The sequence below is a fragment of the Rhizobium sp. 21-4511-3d genome, from assembly GCF_053522545.1.
Genome location: NZ_JBNWCF010000022.1, coordinates 45748 through 65234, shown reverse-complemented (window position 1 = coordinate 65234; position 19487 = coordinate 45748). Strand labels below are relative to the sequence as shown.

Annotated in this window: 21 protein-coding genes and 2 pseudogenes; 10 read left to right on the top strand and 13 right to left on the bottom strand. The window is 57.9% G+C overall.

Translation table 11 applies throughout. The annotated features are described in order from the left end of the window. The first annotated feature begins 10 nt into the window (after positions 1-10). Positions 11-757, top strand: a complete 747-nt coding sequence (locus ACQZ5H_RS30995) for an amino acid ABC transporter ATP-binding protein (protein ID WP_130279657.1) — start codon at positions 11-13, stop codon at positions 755-757. A gap of 66 nt (positions 758-823) precedes the next feature. Here ACQZ5H_RS30995 and ACQZ5H_RS30990 read toward each other — a convergent pair whose 3' ends face one another. Together ACQZ5H_RS30990 and ACQZ5H_RS30985 are read right to left on the bottom strand one after the other, a co-directional pair. Then, on the bottom strand, positions 824-1636 hold the full coding sequence (locus ACQZ5H_RS30990; RefSeq protein ID WP_449100010.1) for a PfkB family carbohydrate kinase: 813 nt from the start codon (positions 1634-1636) through the stop codon (positions 824-826). 84 nt (positions 1637-1720) lie between these two features. Beyond that, the gene (locus tag ACQZ5H_RS30985; RefSeq protein WP_203431296.1) at positions 1721-2734 is read right to left on the bottom strand and encodes an SIS domain-containing protein; all 1014 of its coding nucleotides are present in this window, start codon (positions 2732-2734) and stop codon (positions 1721-1723) included. Between the two features lie 225 nt (positions 2735-2959). Between ACQZ5H_RS30985 and ACQZ5H_RS30980 the strand changes: the two genes are divergently transcribed. Then, a complete protein-coding gene (locus ACQZ5H_RS30980) occupies positions 2960-3691 on the top strand; it encodes a GntR family transcriptional regulator (RefSeq protein ID WP_112720120.1) in 732 nt (243 codons plus the stop codon). A 102-nt stretch (positions 3692-3793) separates the two neighbouring features. On the opposite strand, the gene ACQZ5H_RS30975 is transcribed toward ACQZ5H_RS30980, so the two are convergent. Both ACQZ5H_RS30975 and ACQZ5H_RS30970 read right to left on the bottom strand, forming a co-directional pair. Next, positions 3794-4129, bottom strand: coding sequence for a hypothetical protein (locus ACQZ5H_RS30975; protein ID WP_449100009.1), 336 nt, complete (start codon positions 4127-4129; stop codon positions 3794-3796). Then, positions 4126-4485 (bottom strand): hypothetical protein, encoded by a 360-nt coding sequence (locus ACQZ5H_RS30970; protein ID WP_203431295.1) that lies wholly within the window; start codon positions 4483-4485, stop codon positions 4126-4128. Before ACQZ5H_RS30970 ends, ACQZ5H_RS30975 begins: the two co-directional genes overlap by 4 nt. Before the next feature lie 500 nt (positions 4486-4985). On the opposite strand from ACQZ5H_RS30970, the gene ACQZ5H_RS30965 reads away from it, so the two are divergent. From ACQZ5H_RS30965 to ACQZ5H_RS30955, 3 genes and pseudogenes are all read left to right on the top strand, one after another. Beyond that, positions 4986-5777 (top strand): type IV toxin-antitoxin system AbiEi family antitoxin domain-containing protein, encoded by a 792-nt coding sequence (locus tag ACQZ5H_RS30965; protein WP_449100008.1) that lies wholly within the window; start codon positions 4986-4988, stop codon positions 5775-5777. Next, a pseudogene (locus ACQZ5H_RS30960) lies at positions 5764-6630 on the top strand (nucleotidyl transferase AbiEii/AbiGii toxin family protein). Before ACQZ5H_RS30965 ends, ACQZ5H_RS30960 begins: the two are co-directional and overlap by 14 nt. A gap of 157 nt (positions 6631-6787) precedes the next feature. Then, positions 6788-6979, top strand: coding sequence for a hypothetical protein (locus ACQZ5H_RS30955; protein WP_199629809.1), 192 nt, complete (start codon positions 6788-6790; stop codon positions 6977-6979). A 416-nt stretch (positions 6980-7395) separates the two neighbouring features. On the opposite strand, the gene ACQZ5H_RS30950 is transcribed toward ACQZ5H_RS30955, so the two are convergent. From ACQZ5H_RS30950 to ACQZ5H_RS30935, 4 genes are all read right to left on the bottom strand, one after another. After that, positions 7396-8919, bottom strand: a complete 1524-nt coding sequence (locus ACQZ5H_RS30950) for an aldehyde dehydrogenase (NADP(+)) (protein WP_203431294.1) — start codon at positions 8917-8919, stop codon at positions 7396-7398. A 130-nt stretch (positions 8920-9049) separates the two neighbouring features. Then, the gene (locus ACQZ5H_RS30945) at positions 9050-9550 is read right to left on the bottom strand and encodes a transcriptional regulator (protein ID WP_449100007.1); all 501 of its coding nucleotides are present in this window, start codon (positions 9548-9550) and stop codon (positions 9050-9052) included. A 251-nt stretch (positions 9551-9801) separates the two neighbouring features. Continuing rightward, positions 9802-10014, bottom strand: coding sequence for a hypothetical protein (locus ACQZ5H_RS30940; protein ID WP_203431293.1), 213 nt, complete (start codon positions 10012-10014; stop codon positions 9802-9804). A 158-nt stretch (positions 10015-10172) separates the two neighbouring features. Further along, positions 10173-10403, bottom strand: a complete 231-nt coding sequence (locus tag ACQZ5H_RS30935) for a hypothetical protein (protein ID WP_203431292.1) — start codon at positions 10401-10403, stop codon at positions 10173-10175. Between the two features lie 267 nt (positions 10404-10670). On the opposite strand from ACQZ5H_RS30935, the gene ACQZ5H_RS30930 reads away from it, so the two are divergent. Together ACQZ5H_RS30930 and ACQZ5H_RS30925 are read left to right on the top strand one after the other, a co-directional pair. Beyond that, positions 10671-10865: a type IV toxin-antitoxin system AbiEi family antitoxin domain-containing protein gene (locus ACQZ5H_RS30930; RefSeq protein WP_348652533.1), complete on the top strand. Its 195-nt coding sequence runs from the start codon at positions 10671-10673 to the stop codon at positions 10863-10865. 727 nt (positions 10866-11592) lie between these two features. After that, positions 11593-11868, top strand: coding sequence for a hypothetical protein (locus ACQZ5H_RS30925; protein ID WP_130279647.1), 276 nt, complete (start codon positions 11593-11595; stop codon positions 11866-11868). 455 nt (positions 11869-12323) lie between these two features. Here the strand turns inward: ACQZ5H_RS30925 and ACQZ5H_RS30920 are convergent, their stop codons facing one another. Further along, entirely contained in the window at positions 12324-13250 is a 927-nt protein-coding gene (locus tag ACQZ5H_RS30920) for a LysR family transcriptional regulator (protein WP_203431291.1), read from the bottom strand. A gap of 114 nt (positions 13251-13364) precedes the next feature. Between ACQZ5H_RS30920 and ACQZ5H_RS30915 the strand changes: the two genes are divergently transcribed. From ACQZ5H_RS30915 to ACQZ5H_RS30905, 3 genes and pseudogenes are all read left to right on the top strand, one after another. Further along, positions 13365-14186, top strand: a complete 822-nt coding sequence (locus ACQZ5H_RS30915) for an alpha/beta fold hydrolase (RefSeq protein WP_130279645.1) — start codon at positions 13365-13367, stop codon at positions 14184-14186. Between the two features lie 43 nt (positions 14187-14229). Then, positions 14230-14355: pseudogene (locus ACQZ5H_RS30910) on the top strand (AraC family transcriptional regulator); the annotation flags it as partial. Between the two features lie 315 nt (positions 14356-14670). Continuing rightward, positions 14671-14961, top strand: coding sequence for a type II toxin-antitoxin system TacA family antitoxin (locus ACQZ5H_RS30905; protein ID WP_130279643.1), 291 nt, complete (start codon positions 14671-14673; stop codon positions 14959-14961). A 635-nt stretch (positions 14962-15596) separates the two neighbouring features. Here ACQZ5H_RS30905 and ACQZ5H_RS30900 read toward each other — a convergent pair. The 4 genes from ACQZ5H_RS30900 to ACQZ5H_RS30885 all read right to left on the bottom strand — a co-directional run bounded on the left by ACQZ5H_RS30900 (position 15597) and on the right by ACQZ5H_RS30885 (position 19242). Further along, entirely contained in the window at positions 15597-17165 is a 1569-nt protein-coding gene (locus ACQZ5H_RS30900) for a DHA2 family efflux MFS transporter permease subunit (RefSeq protein WP_203431639.1), read from the bottom strand. Beyond that, entirely contained in the window at positions 17155-17661 is a 507-nt protein-coding gene (locus tag ACQZ5H_RS30895) for an isoprenylcysteine carboxyl methyltransferase family protein (RefSeq protein ID WP_203431290.1), read from the bottom strand. The genes ACQZ5H_RS30900 and ACQZ5H_RS30895 overlap by 11 nt, the downstream gene beginning before the upstream one ends. After that, on the bottom strand, positions 17658-18710 hold the full coding sequence (locus ACQZ5H_RS30890) for a type III polyketide synthase (RefSeq protein WP_449100006.1): 1053 nt from the start codon (positions 18708-18710) through the stop codon (positions 17658-17660). Before ACQZ5H_RS30890 ends, ACQZ5H_RS30895 begins: the two co-directional genes overlap by 4 nt. 187 nt (positions 18711-18897) lie before the next feature. After that, positions 18898-19242 carry a DUF2147 domain-containing protein gene (locus ACQZ5H_RS30885; protein WP_148195277.1) on the bottom strand — a complete coding sequence of 115 codons (345 nt, stop codon included), beginning with the start codon at positions 19240-19242 and terminating at the stop codon, positions 18898-18900. Positions 19243-19487 lie beyond the last annotated feature (245 nt).

Sequence of the window (19487 nt, the reverse complement as noted above, 5' to 3'; positions counted from 1 at the left end):
AGAATATGACTTGACGTTCAATCCGCGGCCTGAAATCGAGCTTACCGGTGTCAACAAATGGTACGGCGAATACCACGCTCTGAACGAGATCAACCTGACGATCCGCAAGGGTGAGCGCGTTGTTATCTGTGGCCCCTCGGGGTCGGGCAAGTCGACGCTGATCCGCTGCATCAATCGTCTTGAGGTGCATCAGCGAGGTCGTATCGTCGTCGCAGGTACCGAGCTTTCGGAAAACGAGAGGAATATCGGCGACATCCGCCGCGAAGTCGGGATGGTATTCCAACACTTCAACCTCTTCCCGCACCTCACGATACTTGAGAACTGCATTCTGGCTCCCGTCTGGGTTCGGAAGATGGACAAGAAGAAGGCGACGGAAATCGCCATGCACTATCTCGAGCGTGTGCGCATTCCCGAGCAGGCGGGCAAATATCCGGGCCAGCTTTCCGGCGGTCAACAGCAGCGCGTCGCCATTGCCCGGGCTCTCTGCATGCAGCCGAAGGTCATGTTGTTCGACGAGCCGACCTCGGCGCTTGATCCGGAGATGGTCAAGGAAGTGCTTGAGACCATGGTGTCACTCGCCGAAACGGGAATGACCATGGTCTGCGTCACCCACGAGATGGGTTTTGCCCGTCAGGTCGCCGACAGAGTGATCTTCATGGACCGCGGTGCGATCGTGGAGGAGGCAGCGCCTGCCGAGTTCTTCGACAACCCGCAAAACGACCGCAGCAAGCTCTTCCTCAGCCAGATCCTGCACTGAACCTGAAAGGTGCGGCAGATCGAATGACCTGCCGCCTTCTTGTTGTTGTCGCTGTTTGCGGAGAAGCTATAGCGGCAGCGGTTGCTGGGGAAATCCACCAACATGGGTGCAAGTGATGGCCGCGCAGTCGCGGCCTTGTTCCAGGCAGGCGACGAGCGGCTGCTGTGCCACGAAGGCCGCCAGAAATCCGGCGATGAAGCTGTCGCCCGCGCCGGTCGTATCCACGACCGTGACCGGCGCGATTGAGGATTCCCCGAATTCCTCTCCGCGACGCGCCAGCGCACCGTCGCTCCCGCAGGTTACGACCGCACAAGCGGCGCCATTCGCAAGCAGATAGGAGAGCAAGCTTTCGGCCGGCGCGCCGCGCGCGCCAGCCGAGGCAAAGGCCACGGTCAGGCCAGCGACGCCGAGGTTCTCCGGGTTAGCGTTGACGGAAATATCTTGGGACAGGCTCACACCTTCGCTCGAAAGTCTGCGCCGTAATTCACCGGCGTCATCCAGCCAGCCGAGATGCACGTGGTCCATGGTCTTGAGGACAGCGATGTCCTCCTCGCTCGGCCTGTAACCGGCGCATGTGCCGAAATCTTCATAGGCAATGATCCGGTCGCCAGAGGCGGTTTGCTCGATGTTGGTATAGGCAGTGTTGCCTGGACGCAGCTGCAAACACGACGTTTCGACACCATTATCTTTCAATGCCCTCGTCGTGCGCTCACCATCAACGTCTTTGCCAACCGCTCCAAAATAAAAGGAACTGTGTCCAAGACGAGCAAGCTGTACTGCGACGTTCACGGCATTGCCGCCGATCAGCGACTGGTTGATCGGCGCCTGGAAACGGTCCACGCAATTGTCGCCAACGGCTGCGAAACGAAAATGCCCCATTCTAGGTCTACCTTTGATGCTTGGCTTTACACGGACGCAAGCCGCGAACACGATCGTGTCGCGGCTTGCGCTGAGCTTAGCAGATCAATATGCGACGCGCTTGTAGTAGCGGCGCGTCGTCAACGGGTGATTGCGCATGACTTCGAGATGCGCGCTTATCCGTTCCAAAACGGTTGCAAGCAGGATCGGCGATACGAGCGCCCTGACGTCCGCCGATATGCCCGGGAGCTCGAATTCGGCGGTATCCAGAACAGTCAGTTTATCCGTGTAGTTGGGCACGAAATTTTCGACGCGTTCTGCCAACGCACGATAGGCATCCTCGCCCTTGAAGAGGATGACGCTGACATCCTTCTCGACCAGCTCCAGCGTGCCGTGGAAGAAATCGGAGGCGTGGACCGGGCGGGTACGGATCCACTGCATTTCTTCCAGAATGCACATGCCGTAATAGAAGGCTTCAGGCCAGACATTTCCTGCGCCGGTGACGATGTGGTAGTCCGAGCCGGCGAAGGCTTTGGCGTAAGCCTCCGCCTTGCTCTCGAAGGTCCGCTTCACTTCCAGAAGCAAGGCTGGCAGCTGCGTCAGTTCTGCTTTGAGCTGATCATAATTGGCGATCTCGCCACGGTGTTTCATGATTGATAGCGCGATGAAGAGCGACTGCAGATAAAAGGATTCGCAGGAAGTATCGTCCTCGGCGAAGTTCACGAAAACATGGTCCCCACCCTTGCCGAGAGGCGTCTCCTCGTGGCCGACCATCGTCAGCACCGTCGCACCCACCTCCTTCAGCTTGGCCAGCAGCGCGACACTTTCCTTCGTCGTACCCGAAAGCGAAGGCATGACGACGATAGATTGTTTGGTGAGATTTGCCGACCCGCCGACGAAGAGTTCGGCGGTGAGATCAAGGAATGCTGGGAAGCGCGACCTGCGCTGTAGCAGCTGGGCAGCCGGTTGCATCAGGATGCCCGCGCCCCCAGTGCCTAGGAAGAAGATGTTGTCGGCTCCAGCCTCAAGGCAGGAGGAGATCACATCGTCGATGCGGGGGGCCAGGCCTACAGCGCCAGACTGGATACGCAGGAACCGCTGCTCGTCGAAATTTAACATGTAACTCTCATCGGTTGATGACGCCGTATGGCGTCGTTTCGGAAGCACGCTTTCAATGTTGTAAGACAACTGACATCTTCCGTTGCGGGTGTCAAGCGAGCTCCAGGGTCAGGTCAGCCGCATTAAAGTGATTGGCAGCCCGCGCGGCTCGACAGGAACGCCTTGACCTGGCAAAATTCGTCAGACAAGAAAAAGGACCATAATGGAACCAAGTGAGGCATTGGATTGGACGATTCCATTCGCGATACGCGCACCATTGTCATCCAGCTGCGCGACCGCATCGCCGAGCTTATCCGTGACAAGGGCTTGAAGCCCGGTGACAGATTGCCGACCGAAGCCCAGCTGACGGCGCGTTTCAATGTCTCACGGCCAGCCCTTCGGGAAGCTTTAAAGCTGCTCGAACAGGAAGGGGAGATATACGTCGAGCATGGCCGCGGCCGCTTCGTTTCAGCGATCTCCGCAGTTCAGGTTGACCGTCCGATCACGGTCTTTGAAAGCGTCACCGACATGACGCGAGCCTATGGCTATAAGACGATCAATAAGGTCCTGTCGATTTCGGAGGAGGAGCCGCAAGCGACAACCGCAAAGCACCTGCAAATTGGCGACAAGGATCGCGTCATCCGTATCGAACGCCTGCGCCTCGAAAATGATGAGCCCATCATGTACTGCGTCGACTACGTGCCTCGCAGCATCATTCCGATGCGTCTCTATGACATCGACTGGAGCGGCTCGTTGCTGTCGCTGCTCGATCAATACAAGCAGCGTCCCCGCATGTCCTCGGCTTCGGTTAGTGCCGTCATGCTTCCCGAACATGTCATCGAACGCCACGATCTGAGGGATTTCGGGCCTGCGCTGCTGATCACCGAGACATGCTTCAACGCTTCCGGCGTGCCGGTGATCTACGCGATTGACTATCACCGGGGCAGCCACTTTTCCTTTAGCCTCGTGCGAAAGTAGACAAGCTCTTTCGAAGATCACCCGGGCATGTCGACATCGTCCAGCCGGTTTTTTGCTTTGTCTCCTGCAAGGGTTTCCCAGACCTTGCGCGCGGCAAATGTTTCAGCCTCTCGCGCCTTCGAACCAGTCGGCGTAAGGGGTGTTCTTGACCAAATGTCGATTTAAGTCCGGCGCTCCATCTGTCCACCAGACGGGTCCGCGCTCCCCTAGCGCAATCTTTGCGGCGTTAACTGCTGTCCTTGCGGTGTGAAGCTCATCGGCTCGTCCGACTGCTTCCTTAACGGCCCTCCTTGCCGACATCAGTTTTGACACGAGGAGCTTTCGCTCTTCTTCAGGCAGACGGGGATTTGTCTTTCTCCAGAGGCGTCCGCGAACGATGATGTAACGGCCGTCGGGCTTCTCAAGGAACGCCTTCTCATGAACCTGTTTTGCCGTCATCCGTCTTGTCCGCGAAGATCGACGCAGCGCAGCCGGTAGCCTCCAGTGACCATCGTTCCGAAGACTTCGGTTTCGTCGGCGCGCCTGAAACGGTCGACGCTAGACTGCGTTCGCAGACCATCGCGCCAGTTTCTATGTGCGGTGAAAGCATTGGCGTCATCCCACGTGCGCGGTATGCCGTCTGAACGGACAAGAACCACTTCCTGGCAGCAGAACTCAACGGGCCCGACGTGTAGACGATCGTCGATCATGTGAACTCCGGCAAGAAGAGGTGAGGCGATGCCGGACAGGTGGGGCGCTCGTCTGCCATTTCGTTGGCCATCACGGGAAATCGGAAAAACCGTGATGTTCACCATCCCTGTCACGTCCGATTGACACGGCCCGCGCTCGGAAAGGGGAATGTCGATGAGCCGACATGGTTCCGATGAAAACAATTTCCACGGGCAAGAAACAAGGAAGGGCCCTCAGGGTCACCCATGACCGTGAGCGCTCATATGTTTCATTCGGACGCCCCGAGTGGTCCACGTCTTCGGCACCAAGCGGCTACGACCGAAATGGTTACACGACTTCATCCCGTGCCTCAGAACCCGCTAACAGCAATCGCAGTTGGCTCGTGACAGCGGGCACTCGGTCGGTAAGATGCAGAGTTTAACGGGTCTTGAGAGAACCTTTAGTTGACTTTGCTCTCCTCGCGTATAACGGCTTGTAAGCGGCCCGGCTCGGTCGGCTCGCTTGTTTCTCGTCGGCCGTGCATTGCTAGTTTGAATGTTAGGTTTTTTTGCCTACCGTTGATGGGTCGAAAATGCGAAACTTCGAACTTGCTCGCAGTTTGGACTCATGCTAATTTTACCTACTAATGGTAGGTCAAAAAAACGAAAAGATAAACCAACTTCGCCGCCTGGTCCCCGAGGGGCTGCTGGTTGACACCGCGTGGCTGGAAAAACACGGATACCGTCGGCAGTGGCGCGAAAAATACGTGGCGCAGGGCTGGCTGGAAGGTGTCGTTCGTGGCGTCTATCAGCGACCGACCGGCAACGTTGATCAGGCGATAGCCTGGCAGCGCGTGATCATCTCGCTCCAGCGACTTCTGGGCAAATCCGTGCACGTAGGCGGCCGCAGTGCCCTCGAGCTACAAGGCCTGACGCACTACCTCCGCTTTTCAGGCAAGCCAGAAATCCACCTCTATGCCTATGGCAGTCTGCCTGGCTGGGTAGAGCGGATACCGACCGACGCTCAGTTCGTCGAACATAAGGCAGACAAGCTCTTTGATGCCGACGCACCTGGAAGGACGCGCCTGGCATGGGGACACTGGGGGTGGGAGCTTCATGTCTCCGCGCCGGAGCGAGCATTTTGCGAGCTTCTCGACCTGCTCCCATCCCGGGAGACGTTCCATCAAGCGGACGTTCTAATGGAGTCGGTTCGCACTCTAAGCCCGAAGCGGGTTCAGGCCGTGCTGGAAGCGTGCCGCAGCGTAAAGGTGAAGCGGCTGTTCCTCTGGTTTGCCGAGCGGCACGCCCATCCATGGCTCGGCCGGCTCGATCTCAAACGTATCGACCTCGGTCGTGGCAAGCGCCAGATCGTGGTCGGCGGGCGGCTGGACAGCAAGTATCAGATCACTGTGCCGGAGACACTCGATGCCGGCGTCTGAAGCCTATCGCGCGCAAGTCAGCCTCCTTGTTCGAGTTCTTCCGCTCGTTGCAGAGGAAAACGTCTTTGCATTGAAGGGTGGCACGGCCATCAATCTTTTCGTTAGAGACCTTCCACGTCTATCGGTCGATATCGATCTGACCTATCTGCCGGTCGAAGATCGCGCGACTTCTCTCGCCAATATCGATGCCGCCATACGGCGGATTGCTGCCAGAATATCCGATGCAACAAAGGTGCTGGTTACCTCCGACGGCGTACAGATCAAAATCGAGGTGACGTCTGTCATTCGTGGCTGCGTCTACTCTCCCGAGACACGGGCGGTTTGCGACCGGGTCGAAGAGCTCTTCGGATATGCCGAGGTGCCTGTTGTGTCCTTCCCGGACCTCTACGCCGGCAAGATCGTCGCAGCCTTGGATCGGCAGCATCCACGAGATCTGTTCGATATCAGGCGTCTGCTCGCGAATGAGGGAATATCCGATGAGCTGCGGCGTGCCTTCATTGTCTACATCCTGAGCCACAACAGGCCGATGGGCGAGGTCTTGGCGCCGACGCGCAAGGATTTGCGCCACGAGTTTGACGCGGGGTTTGCCGGCATGACGGAAGAGCCCGTGACCCTGGAGGCGCTATACGATGCTCGTTAAGCTCTAATCGCAGAGGTCGTTGGCAAGATGGCTGCCGAGCACCGGCGCTTTCTTCTCTCCTTCAAGGCCCGCGAGCCAGAGTGGGACTTGCTAGGCGTGCCTGGAGCCGCGGACTTGCCGGCGGTGCGCTGGAAAGTCGACAACTTGGCCAAACTTTCGGAGGGCCGACGCGAAAAGCTGTTGTCTGATCTCGGGCGGGTGCTTGCGACATGAGATACGGAGGAGGGATGGGGACGCCGAAGTGAAAAGGAACAAGACCACGATCTGCAAGCTATGCTCTGCAGTAGCTGGCTCTCGGGCTGCAGCACTGACGATGTGGATTGCCAGAACGTCATAGCTTGCAAACACAGCCGAGATGAGAGGATAATCCTTGGTCCGTCTCTTCGTCGGCGTTACGGACAAGGCCTGGTTCGATCAGTTGAGCGCCTCTGTTCCGCATGACGAAGTCGGACAAGCGGTTGAAGATCCGTTGATTGCCTCCCTCAATCTCGCTGACAACGTTTCAAAGCTTTCGTTCAGCGAAATACTTAGTGCGGCGGCTAGAGTCCTAGCCCGGAAATGACAGATGGTTTGCGCGATCTGATATTTGCGAATAGGTAGCGAACTCCTCGCCCGAGCAAGAACTCCGCTATGTGCTGCACGATCACTCCGCGGCCTTGCGGTCGTTCATTGGCAAACTCGACCGAGCTTAATCACCTTCGGGCCATACCTCTGCATGGTGGGCAATTGCAATTAACCGCGGATCTCGACCTGTCGAGCGCAGCCTCGTCCTTCTACGCTTTTCGATCCCGTCCTCTCTCAAAGCAGATCTTCCCCAGGGCAAGCAGAATGGTACCGCGCCGACCTTGGTGAAGTCTCCACGACGATGGACTGCGCATTCTTAACCATGGGTCACGATAATTTGTCTGCGCGTCCCGCGCCACAGCAGAGCGCTTCAGAAGGTTGGCGCGCGGTCCCACGGGGACCGCGCGCAGATCGTTACCGCAAGGCGATCGGGCGGATCGCTTCTGGAAAGTCTTGATAGGACACCGGTCGCAGAAACCGATAAATTGCGAGTGTTCCGACCGAGGTAGAACGGCCATCGGCCGTCGCCGGATAGGGGCCGCCGTGCACCATGGCAGGCGACACCTCAACCCCGGTGCCGAAGCCATTGACGAGCAGCCGCCCCGCCAGCATCTCAAGCTTCGGAACAAGACGTCGAGCGTCGTCGATATCGCTATCGTCGACATGCAACGCGACGGTGAGCTGGCCCTCGAGAGCGTCAATCACCTTCTCCAGCTCATCGAAATCCTTGCAGCGCACGACTAGCCCGGCCGCGCCGAAGACTTCGTCCTGCAGTTCGTGATGTGCGAGGAGCGAGGCGGCCGACGTTTCAAAGAGCGCGGCCACTCCGTCGTACTTGCCGCCGGACTTTCCCTTGGCGAGCATGGAAACCTCGGCATGTCGTTCGAGGCGGCCGACGCCCTCTCGAAACGCCTTGGCGATGGCCGGTGTCAGCATCGTCTGCGCCCCGGTCTCCGGCAGCAGTTCCCTGGCCCTCGCGATAAAGGCGTCGAGCCCCTTACCGTGTACGGCCAGGATGAGACCGGGGTTCGTGCAGAATTGGCCGGCGCCGAGCGCCAGTGACGAGACAAAAGATGTCGCGATCTCCTCGGCGCGATTAGCAAGCGCTCCCGGAAACAGGATGACCGGGTTGATGCTGCTCATCTCGGCGTAGACGGGGATCGGCTGCTTGCGTTCGGATGCGATCTTCATAAGTGCGGTCCCACCTTTGCGGGAGCCGGTAAAGCCGACCGCGCGGATCCTCGGGTCGGCGACCAGCTGCTGCCCCACGTCGAAGCCCGTGTCGAACAGAAGAGCGAACGTACCAACGGGCAGGTTGGCTTTCTGGACGGCACGCTGTACTGCGCGCCCCACGAGTTCGGACGTTGCTGGATGCGCCGAGTGGGCCTTTACGACGACCGGGCAGCCGGCGGCCAAGGCTGAGGCTGTGTCGCCGCCCGCAACCGAAAAGGCCAAAGGGAAGTTCGAGGCGCCGAAGACGGCGACAGGCCCGATGGGAATGTTGCGCAGGCGAAGGTCCGGCTTGGGCACCGGCTTTCGCGAGGCATCGCCCGCGTCGAAGCGGAGCTCCTGAAACCGGCCTTCGCGGACCTCCTTTGCGAACAGCCGAAGCTGGGCGGTCGTACGGGCTCGCTCCCCCTCCAGCCTCCCGCGCGGAAGGCCAGTCTCGGCCATAGCGCGCTCGACCAGCTCATCGCCGACGCCTTCGATCTCGGTCGCTATCGTCTCGAGGAATGAGGCTCGCGCTTCGAGGTCCGTTTCGCGATAGATGCTGAAGGCCTCCCACGCCAGACGGGTAGCATCCTCGACGTCGGCAGGCGCGGCGCCCCCGAAAGAAACGGCCAGGGACCTTCCGGTCGCAGCTTCGATCCCCGAAAACTCGCCGCTCGAGCCGCGCTTTTCTGATCCTGCGATCAAAAGGTTCCCTTTAATTGCCATTGTAAACACCTCCGATGAAAAGTATGACTTTTCATATAGTCTCGCTCATTGGACATTTCGACCCGCTTCGATCATTGGAGGGTGTTTTCCGGGAATTTGCGGTATCCGGTTTTTTCCATGTCAAGGCGTTTCAGGTGCGCGCCTGCGCGATAGCCAAGCTCTCGATAGCCTCCCGCATCAGACGCAATCTTTCAAGTTCTAGGGCGGCGTCCTGAAGCGCGCGGTGGGCCGGTCTAGCAGGCTCGCTCCGCGCAATGACTTTTGCGACGAGCGCAGCGGCGTCAACGCCACGCACATTTCTGTCTTCAATCAGCATCAAGGCAACCTCCACGAAGAGATCGTCGGACTTTCGCACCCGCAGACTGTGTCTCGGAACCCCCCCGGCGCGAAGCAGGACGCTGAGCCATTTTCCGTCCCATGACGGCGAACTCGCGTACGGGACGCCTTGATCAGCAAGCTTTTCTCGGGAAATGCCATGAATGCCTTCTGCGGTTTCCGACCAGTCCGTCCAGTTCGGCTCCGGAGCGATGAGCAGAGACCGCGACCGGCCGTCCTCGAACACCCAAGCAATTTCGATCGGATAGCTATGCTTGCTGAGCGAGGAAGCTTCGAAATCCAGGAATACGATCATGGTCGATCTCTAGTCGAAGTCGCCAGTTCTCCCAGCCCGGAAGACGACCACGGGGTCGCCCTCTTCTCCGACTGCGGGACGGCCGTCTCGCCGCACGACTAACACTCCAGCGTGGCGGCTCGCAGCTTCTTTTGCCTCGGCAATGGCCTCTTCTTCTGTGCCGCTGACGACGGTCTCCCATGCTTGTATGGGCTCGCCTCGGTCATCGAGATCGTAGGCGAATATGCTCAATGCAGAAAACGTCCCCGGCATCATGCGGTGCCGTGTTTCGGTCTGGCAAGCTGCGCCGCAGTTTCGCGGACGTCATCCTTGCGTTCTTCGTCGTCTGAGGTGCCAAGCTTAGCCCTTATTCGGAGCGCCTCCTCCTCTGTGGCTCCGATAGGCTGGCCGGGATCATCAGGAAGACCTGCGCCGCTCTGTTTGATTCTATCCTTCGGGGCGTCGTTGGTATCGATCTTGGACATCTCCTTTTCCTAATCGTAGGTGGCGGGACGATCCGTCAGAGGATACGTCTCCCCATGCCGGTGGACGAACGTCATTTCCCTAAGGACGGCCTCGGGTAGATCTGATGGTCCGCCTGCAGTCGTTGGTGTTCGTGTAACGCTTACGCAACTACACGAGACTATTCCCGGTTGGCGGTCTGCGGGGCAGGGATGCGGTCCTTCGCATCAGCACGGCCTGTGGTGGGATCGGCGTCCGTCACGCCGTCACCGGCCTCGCGGCTGCTGCCCATATTTACCGGCGGCGCGCGGCGGTCGTCGGCGTTTGTCTCCGGCAGTTCGTTGTCATGGGTGTCTTCGCTCAAAGCCTTCGGCGGAAGCTTTGCAGAGCTTGGGATTGAATTGTTGGTCATGCTCTTACTCCTTATGGAACGGAACTCGCAGGCGCGGAGCAAGTTCCCGGTAATGGCGTCGTTGTGCTTCATTCTTGTTTACGATCACAACACGCCCGTTCAATGCAGATGACGGTTCTTCACTCTCGCTGCTGGCGGCGAATGAATCGAAAAGACATTCCAGCAGAGGATCCGAGCTCGCTGGAGGCGTTTTCTATCGTTCGCCAATGCGGGATGATGAGTGACAAAACCTCTGATAAGATTGCGAACCGTTAGAGGATTTGTAACATGCCATCAGTGCAAGAGTCTCAAAGAGCAAAACTCAGAAGCCTGCTCGCTGCGCGCAGCATGATGCATGCACATGAACTGCGCGAGGCCGGCATCAGCGGACAAACGATCGCGCGCGCCGTCGAGGGCGGTGAAATCGACTGTATCTCGCGCGGCGTTTATCAGAAGCGTGACGTGGAAATCGAAGAGAACTAGATCCTCGCTGAAGCGATCATGCTTGCGCCAAAAGGCGTGATCGCTCGGGTGTCGGCGCTCGCCTTCCACGGACTGACCCATCAGATGCCGCGGCGGGTCTGGATAGCGATCGGGACCAGCGATTGGGCGCCCGTGCAGTCCTATCCACCGCTGCGTACGGCCCGCTTCAGACACCGTATCTGCAACAGGGCATTGAACATCAGGTAATCGCCGGGGTGACGTTCCGGTGTATTCGATCCCGAAAACCCTTGCTGATCTGTTCCGAAACCCCAAACTGTTGGACCGATCGGTTGCTGTCGAAGGCCTGCGTGCTGCTCTCCAGCAACGCAAGGCAACTCCAAGCGCGATCGCCCAAGCCGCGAAGGCCGGCGGCGCCTGGAAGGTCATCCAACCCTGTCTCGAGGCGCTAACCTCCAATGGCTAACGCACTAGCGAACACGGCGAAGTCGGTCAAAGATCGGCTGCCCGCTGTATGAGCCCTGCGTCCTCAGCGCGAATGACTGTCTTCAGTCCCACATTCGTTGGAATGGAGCGATAGGGACGGTCACTCATCGAGTTGAAGGGCATTATAAGTCGGAGAGATTTCGTAGCCATTTTCGCAAAACGACCGGTTTGCCTCACGGTTCCCTATGTGGTGGCTCGCGGCTTGATATCGGGGGCGACCGCCTAGTTACCGAAGAAGAGGTCTTTTCCAAGCTCCTCGGCCCAATGCTTCCGAGGAGCCATCATGGCGGACCTGAAACGACTCGACGACATGAGCACGGAGGAACGCGTCGCTTTCCTAGAGACCCTGGCTGAAAGCCTCCTGATGTCGGCCTCAATCGCGAAACATGAAGATGATCCTCTCTGGGAAGATCTGGCTAAACTCGGCAATCGCCTTCAGATGGATGCCGAGACCATCGCGACAGACGACCCGGAGAGAGCCGAGTCTGTGGTTCGAGATGCTATCCATCTTCTTGCCAAGTTCGAGCATGGGAGCGGAGGGAGCCACACTATTCACTGATCACAAGCGGTGTCTTCCACAGCGGTCTCGGGCAGCCGGTCGTCCTGGGTGTCCTCGCCCAAAGACTTCGTGTGGTGGGGAAGCCCAGCGCCGCCGGCCGAAAACGTCACAAAGCTACATAAATGATCCTTATTTTTTCCGGCAAAGGTTCTCGAGCGCATGGATGCAGATGTCAGCTTGATGACACCGATCCTCTGTACATGCGAAAACTAAGTGCCCGGTGATCAAAGGCTGTACGAGACTCGGGCCCATGCACGGTTACTGATCTCCCTGGTCTAAAGCGCGGTCACCATGGTGGGTGATCGAGCATGGGATTCGGGGTTTTCATTCACCGCACGGATTCGATCTATGACGACATCTGGCGAGCAATATCGTTTCAAGAGCAATTGGGAACTCAACAAAACCAGAACCCTAACGCATCAGATAGACGCAAGTATCCGACTCACGCCGCATGCCTATTGCGAGGTGTCTGCGTATTGAATGACGCTCTGATTACGAACACTTTCGGTCAATTCATCGACACGAGACAGAAGCCCCTGTAGCAACGGTGACGAATTCGCCTCATTGTATCCGAGCGTGAGCTCGACCGTAGGAGGCACACCATCGAGCGCCCTCGCGACGACATTTGGGCTCAAGATATTCTGCGCATATAGCGGGACCAGTGTCACTCCGCCCGTCGAGGCGACAAGCGACATTGCCGACGAAATGTTTTCACCTTCATATCTTGCCTTGAGAGCGATCCCCGCTTTCGACGCATAGTCGAGTATTACGTCCTGAAGGACTGGTGAGGTCCGCGCTGAGCTGACATAGACCTCGGATGCAAGATCCTTGGGCGAGATCTTCTTGCGTGACGCCAGCCGGTGACCTGCTGGCAGCACTGCGATCAATGGTTCTTCGGTAAGCAGCTTAAACTTGAGGCCCATGCTATGTTGTTCGCGGCGAAGAAATGCGACATCCAATTTCCCTCGCACCAGCGCAACAGCGAGCTCCGGAGACGACAGGCTGCACAAGGTGACTTCGATGTCCGGTGTGTCCTCTCGCAGGATGCGCAATAAATGAGGAAGCCATGTAACCTCCAAACCTACGAGGAAACCTATTGAGAGCGAGGGTCTCTGCGGCTCAGCCGCGCGACGGGCTCCATCGACAGCTGCCTCTACCTGTAGGAGCGCGAAGCGTACGTGATCAAGGAAAACACGTCCCGCCGGCGTGAGCGAGACACCCCGGGCTTGCCGGTCAAACAGCTGTGCACCAACCTCGAGTTCCAGGTCTCGGATTTGCCGACTTAACGAGGGCTGGGACGTATTGAGCCGACGTTGGGCTGCTGTCAACAAACTGCCCTCTTCAGCCACTGCAACGAAATAACGCAAATGCCGAAGCTCCATCGTGCCCTCGCTATACCTTTCAAGCATAGGCGGAGCCTACAAGGTCTTTGTCACGCCGCAAAGAAGAACCTACGGTCCAGCTGCAAATAGCGGGCAGCCCGAAGGAGCGGATCGATGCCAACGATTACAACGAAGGATGGCGTAAACATTTTCTACAAGGATTGGGGATCAGGTCAGCCGATCGTTTTCAGCCACGGCTGGCCGCTGACAGCGGACGACTGGGATGTCCAGATGATGTTTTTCCTTCATCATGGATATAGGGTGATCGCACATGACCGCCGCGGCCACGGCCGGTCCGATCAGCCGAGCACCGGAAACGATATGGACACATGGGTTGCAGACCTTGCGGCGCTAACGGAACATCTCGACTTGCATGAAGCGATCCATATCGGTCACTCGACAGGCGGGGGCGAGGTTGCTCGTTATGTAGCTCGTCACCAGGAACGTGTCGCCAAAGCGGTACTGGTCGCATCATTGACGCCAAACATGTACCGGAGCGAGGAAAACCCGACGGGCCAGGCGCCGGAATGGTTCGAAGCGATCAGGGCAGGCGTATTGGGCAACCGGTCGCAATTCTACCGTTTCGTCGCTGAGAATCCGTTCTACGGCTATAAACTCGATGGTACCAAACCCTCGGAAGCCGTCATTGCGAACTGGTGGCGCCAGAGCATGGCTGGCGGCGCTCTTGCCCATTACGCGACAGTCGACTCCTGGCTCGAAGACTATTCCGAGGATCTTAAAAAGATCACCGTGCCGGTGCTGGTGATGCATGGCGAGGCTGATGAGGTCGTCCCGTTCGCGAGTTCAGTGCCGCGCGCCGTCAACCTGCTCAAGAACGGCTCGCTAAAAACCTATCCAGGCTACCCCCACGGCATGCTAACCACGCATGCGGATGTTCTCAACCCCGACCTGCTCTCGTTCATCAGGTCCCAATAATGGCCCGAGGCCAGAAGGGCTTATGTCGAGCTTCAGCCGTTGACGACGCCACCTCCATCTCGTCATCGGGCTCCGGCGTGCGACGGTTCATCGGGTGGCAGGCGACCTGGGGTATGAATCGACGACGGCCTTCATCGTCGTGTTCAAGAAGGCGCTAGGTATCACGCCTGCCGCGACCATGCCAGTCGATTTTTGGGTGCCGACAGCGTCTAAGGCCCTTGGCCTATTCGAAGATCAAGTGCAAAAATGCAAGGAGCTGGGCAGGTTCTACGCAACTCAGGAAGTATTCCTTGATTGGGGGGCCTGTTCTTGCCCAGCGAATGCCGTTCGACCTTGCTTGGTCGAATCCAACGCTTGGACTATCTGCAGACTTCACGCCCTGAGGTAAGCCAAGAAGATATAGAAATGCGCGTGGGTGACCTGTACGCCTTGAAGGCGCACAGCATTGGCGACGAGAAGATTTTCGCCTATATTCCGTCGAAAGATGGAGGCTGACGTGCCTAGCATAGCAAACGAGAACAGTGAGCGTATGAGTTTGAGGGTGGCTGCCACGGCCAAGGCTAAACTCGTGCGTGCTGCGGCGCTTCGTAATACCGATCTGAGGGATTTCGTGACGCAATCCGCCCTGCGAGAAGCAGAGGCTGTGATCGAGGAAGCCGAGACGATAAAAGTGTCGAAGCGCGATCATGTTTGCATCCTTGAGCTTCTGGAAAATCCGCCTAAACCTAACGCCAAGCTGCGCGCGGCGATTGCCGGTTTGCCTGGCAACCGATGACTTTACCTCATGGCATGGGAACCGATCGCTAAGTCACAGGGTCGGGCAGTCTTCGATTGCGGCGACCGTCAGATGAACGAGTTTCTGCTCCGTTTTGCCCGACAGAGCCACGGACAGAATGCCTCAAAAACCTTCTGTGCTACCGACGATTCGGTGCCGACAATATTCTTACATTCTATACGATCGCGCCTTCGGCAGTCGAGCATGCGGCTGTGCCTGATGCACTGACACGCGGTCTTGCGAGCCATGGTGTGCTGGCTTCAGACTTGCTCGAGTTGGCTACCGATCGCGCGGTTGCTGGACAGGGACTGAGAGGCCGGGTTCTTCCCCCCGCAGCGCTTTGCTGCCCGTGTCTTACAGGAGAGGGCGGGGGCTTCCATTGATCATCTTGAGGATGAGCTATACCACCAGGGAACATATAAGGAGCCGGCGCCTGCGGAGGCCCGGCTAGAGAGGAAAAGGCCGAAGCGGCCTTCATCAGCCATTCCGGCGAAATGAACGACCCGATTGCCGAGTTCAGGACTGCTCAGCCGTCATTCTGTTCAAAACGAAATGCCACCTCACAAGCCGCGAACCGAGGTGGATGAGCCGGCGACCTCGGAGTAATGCTCGCAATCTGGCTCTGACCACCATGATCAAACCCTCTCAAGGTGGTTCGAGCTTGCATTAGGAGGTGATGCAACGCTTCTCGCGAAGGGTATAATCAAAATAGCTACGACAGTAATCAGGGCAATCATTGCCCAAGCTTCGTTGAGCGCTTCGACCGTCGCGGCGGTTTGAACGAGCGGATCGAGCGTTGATGTCGCCTGTTCGTCAAAGGACCCGTTATGGCCCGCTATCATGGCGGTCGGTACGCCGACGAATTGCGCAACTGAGAGATTTCCTTTCTCCAGACCGTTCCAGATCTTCTGACCGAGCAGTTCCGATCGGGTGTAAATTACGGTGTCTATCAGCGCGATACCGATCGCGCCGCCAAGGTTGCGCATGAGGTTGAATAGTCCGCTGGCGTCTGGGACGTGGTCCGCTGAAAGGTTGCCGAGTGCTAGCCTGGTGGGGGGTAAAAGGCAGAACATGATGGAGACTCCTCTCACCACCTGAGGCCAGAACATCGCATCGAAGTCCGATGTCGGATCCTGAAATGCGCTCGCACCTATTCCGACGGCAAAGAGGGTGAAGCCTGCAGCGGAAAGCAGCCTCGGATCCATTCGTTTTTCCAGGGCGACTGCGATTGGGGCGGTGAAAAGCTGCGCAATACCGGTTACCAGCATCGTCATACCGATTTCCAGAGAATTGTGTCCCCTGACAAAGGCAAGAAAGACAGGCATCAGATACACGGACCCAAACAGTCCGATGCCGAGCACGAAGCTCAGCGCCGAACCGATTAAAAAGTTTCGATCCTCAAAATTCCGTAGCTCTACCAAGGGAGAGGCAATGCGGAGCGACCGCCAGATAAAAAACGCGGCAGAAATCGAAGCGACAACAAACAGCCCGCCGCTGGTTAATGAGAGCCATCCACTGGTAGGCGCTTCCTTCAATCCGATTTCCAGACAGATCAGCGCTGTAGCCATGGAAGCCAGTCCCGGAGCGTCAAACCCTTTTATTGGCGCAACGGAGGTGCGCTCGCGGGGAAGCGATCTGGCAGCTACACCGGCAGCGAGGATGCCGGGGATGACGTTGATCAAGAAAAGCCAGTGCCAGGAATAGCTTTCAGTCAGCCAGCCCCCGACGATCGGCCCGACCGTTGGTGCAAGCACCGCCAGCACGCCGGCGATTGTCGTCGCCAGCGCCTGCCGATTGTCCGGGAAGAGCAGGAACACCGCGGAGAACACGGACGGGATCAGCGTGCCGCCTGCAAAGCCCTGGAGGACCCGCCACGCGACGAGTTGGCCAAAGCTGATGCTCGCCGCACATCCTGCCGAGGCGATCACGAAAACCGCCAGCGAGACCACAAACAACCAGCGCATGGTCAGAACCCGTGTCAGAAAGCCGGTCAGAGGGATCGCGATGACCTCCGCAATGAGATAGGCCGTCTGGATCCAGCTCATCTGATCCGGATCAATATCGAGCGCAGACTGGATGGACGGCAAAGAGGTCGCCACGACCTGCACGTCCAGGATAGCCATGAACATGCCCACGCACATGGCGATAAAACCTGCCCAGACCAAGCGCGGACGAGCTTTGATGGGATCAGCGTTAGACTGCATCGGCACGCGGCAACCCTCTGAGGGCGGCATTTTCCGCCTTGATACGGATGGTCAGAACGATGACATTGGCGACCGAAAATACCAATGCGTAAAGTGGCATGCCGAAACATAAAGGCAGGACCGCGATTTCCCCGATCACGACGACGTAGTTAGGGTGTCGCAGGAAGCGATAGGGGCCCGCGGATACGAGTTGTTCTCCGGGTACGACGATGATGCGTGTCGTCCACCGCCGGCCAAGCGTCGCAAGTGTCCAGCACCGGAGGATTTGGAGAAAAGCAAAGACGCTCAACCAAGCGAGGGATACTTGCTCATCCCACGCAAGCATCCACAATCCGACAAGCCAGAGCCCATGCAGAAGGACGATCATTGGGTAATGCTCGCCTGCGACCTCGCTGGCGCCCTTCGCCAACAGCCGCCTCGTATTGCGCTTCGCCAACCATAGTTCACCAAGCCGCTCAAACGTGACCGCCGCTAGCAGAAGGATGGAAACGATCATGCGGCCGCCTTTAAAGATACGCAGCTTGCCGTAAAGCCGGGTCCCGTAGCTGTCAGTATAGTGCGAGCGGGAAGTCCCGCGGCAATCAAGCGTTCGAGGACAAATAGGGCCGTCGGTGCGGACATGTTGCCGTAGTCAGACAACACTTCTCGTTCGTGATTGAGTGTTCCCTGACGCAGTTCAAGGGCGGATTCGAAAGCGTCGATCACCTTGGCGCCGCCGGGATGGCAGGCGAACCGATCGATGTCCGACAGTGATAGACCTGATTGAGCTAGGATAGCGCTGATTGCCGGTTTAATGTTAGCCTCGGCGAAGGGCGGGATGGCCCGGTCGAAGATGACGCCCAGGCCCTCAGGGTCGACGCTCCATCCCATGATGTCGAGCGTGTCGGGCCAGCTATGCTGGCCACTCATCTCGACCTCGGCGATACCGTCACGGGCAGCGCTGATGACGCAGGCTGCGGCGCCATCACCGAATAGTGCGGTCGCCACGATATTGGCCTTGGTCAACTTATCCATCCGAAAAGCGAGTGTGCAGGTCTCTACGGCCACCATCAGCACGACGCAGCCCGGCTTTGAAGACGCCAGCTGCGACGCAATAGCTAAACCGGACACCCCGCCCGCACAGCCCAACCCAAATACCGGCACCCTCACTACATTGTTACGAAAACCGAGCCTGGTGCTGACGCGAGCATCGAGACTGGGTGTGGCAATACCGGTCGATGAGACTGTTACGACAAAATCGACCTGCGATGCGGCCAGGTTCGCGGCCTCCAAGGCCTTGCCGGCCGAGTCGAAGAAGAGCTCGCTGGCACCCTCGATGTAGGCGGCGTTTCTGTCCTGCCAGCCGGACGTTTTCAGATACCAATCTATCGGCCGAACTCCGTAGCGGCGTTTGATCCCGGCGCTCTCGAACACTTTCGAAAGCCGATCGAAGTCGCCGAAGCGTGAGGCAAAAGCTCCATGTGAGGCGACAGCGGCGTCGTGCTGGTCGATGACATATGGAGGAACGGCTGTTCCGATGGATATCAGCTTGACGGTTTCAGACATGAAGGCTTTCAAAAATTTGAGTACGAAAGCCCACGCCAACACGGGTCGAGCCACGATTTAGAACGTATCTGAGGAAGACTTAGTTTCGTGGCGGTCCCATCATTTCAAAATTCAGATGTCAGAAACATCGGACCTACACGCGAAAAGAAGCAGGGCGTAGCGCGGAGGAGGACTAACCCTCGGAGCACTATTGGGAAGCGCGCGTCCAAGTCTCAGTCTTGCACAGGACACTCGTTGCACAGCCTTGAAGTTTCAACCTGTCGCCCGAGACTGCCAGTTTGCCGCTGTAGGTTGCGTTGTTTCGCGGGTCAGTAAGTCGACCCTTGTACGAATCGCCATCGGGCTGAAACGACCCCAGCTTTTGACCGGCATATTTGCCCGATTTGGCGACGATGCAGTATTGAGAGCCGCAACGATCGATGACGGAGAGTTCGCCATTCTGCGTTTTCCAGCTGCCCACTATTGGATCGGCGCCCATTGCCGCACCGGAAAGAGCTAAAGATACGGCTGCGACCGTAAACGCGCGAAACATAATACGCTCCTTGTTGTCGACCAACCAAGTATGTAGCAGCAACGAGCCAAGGCAAGGCCGGAGTGTCAGGCCTGGTAACAGGTCGACAGAAGATATGAGGGTTGCGCTGATCGGGATAGCGCACGGCTTCGCGAACTGGTCAGCGAAACCGTTCGGTGCTGGTTGGAAAATTGATGACTTTGCAACGGCTGAACTTGGCCCGGTTGGCGCTTGGCGATCACGATTAGGATTTACTCCTCCTCGAT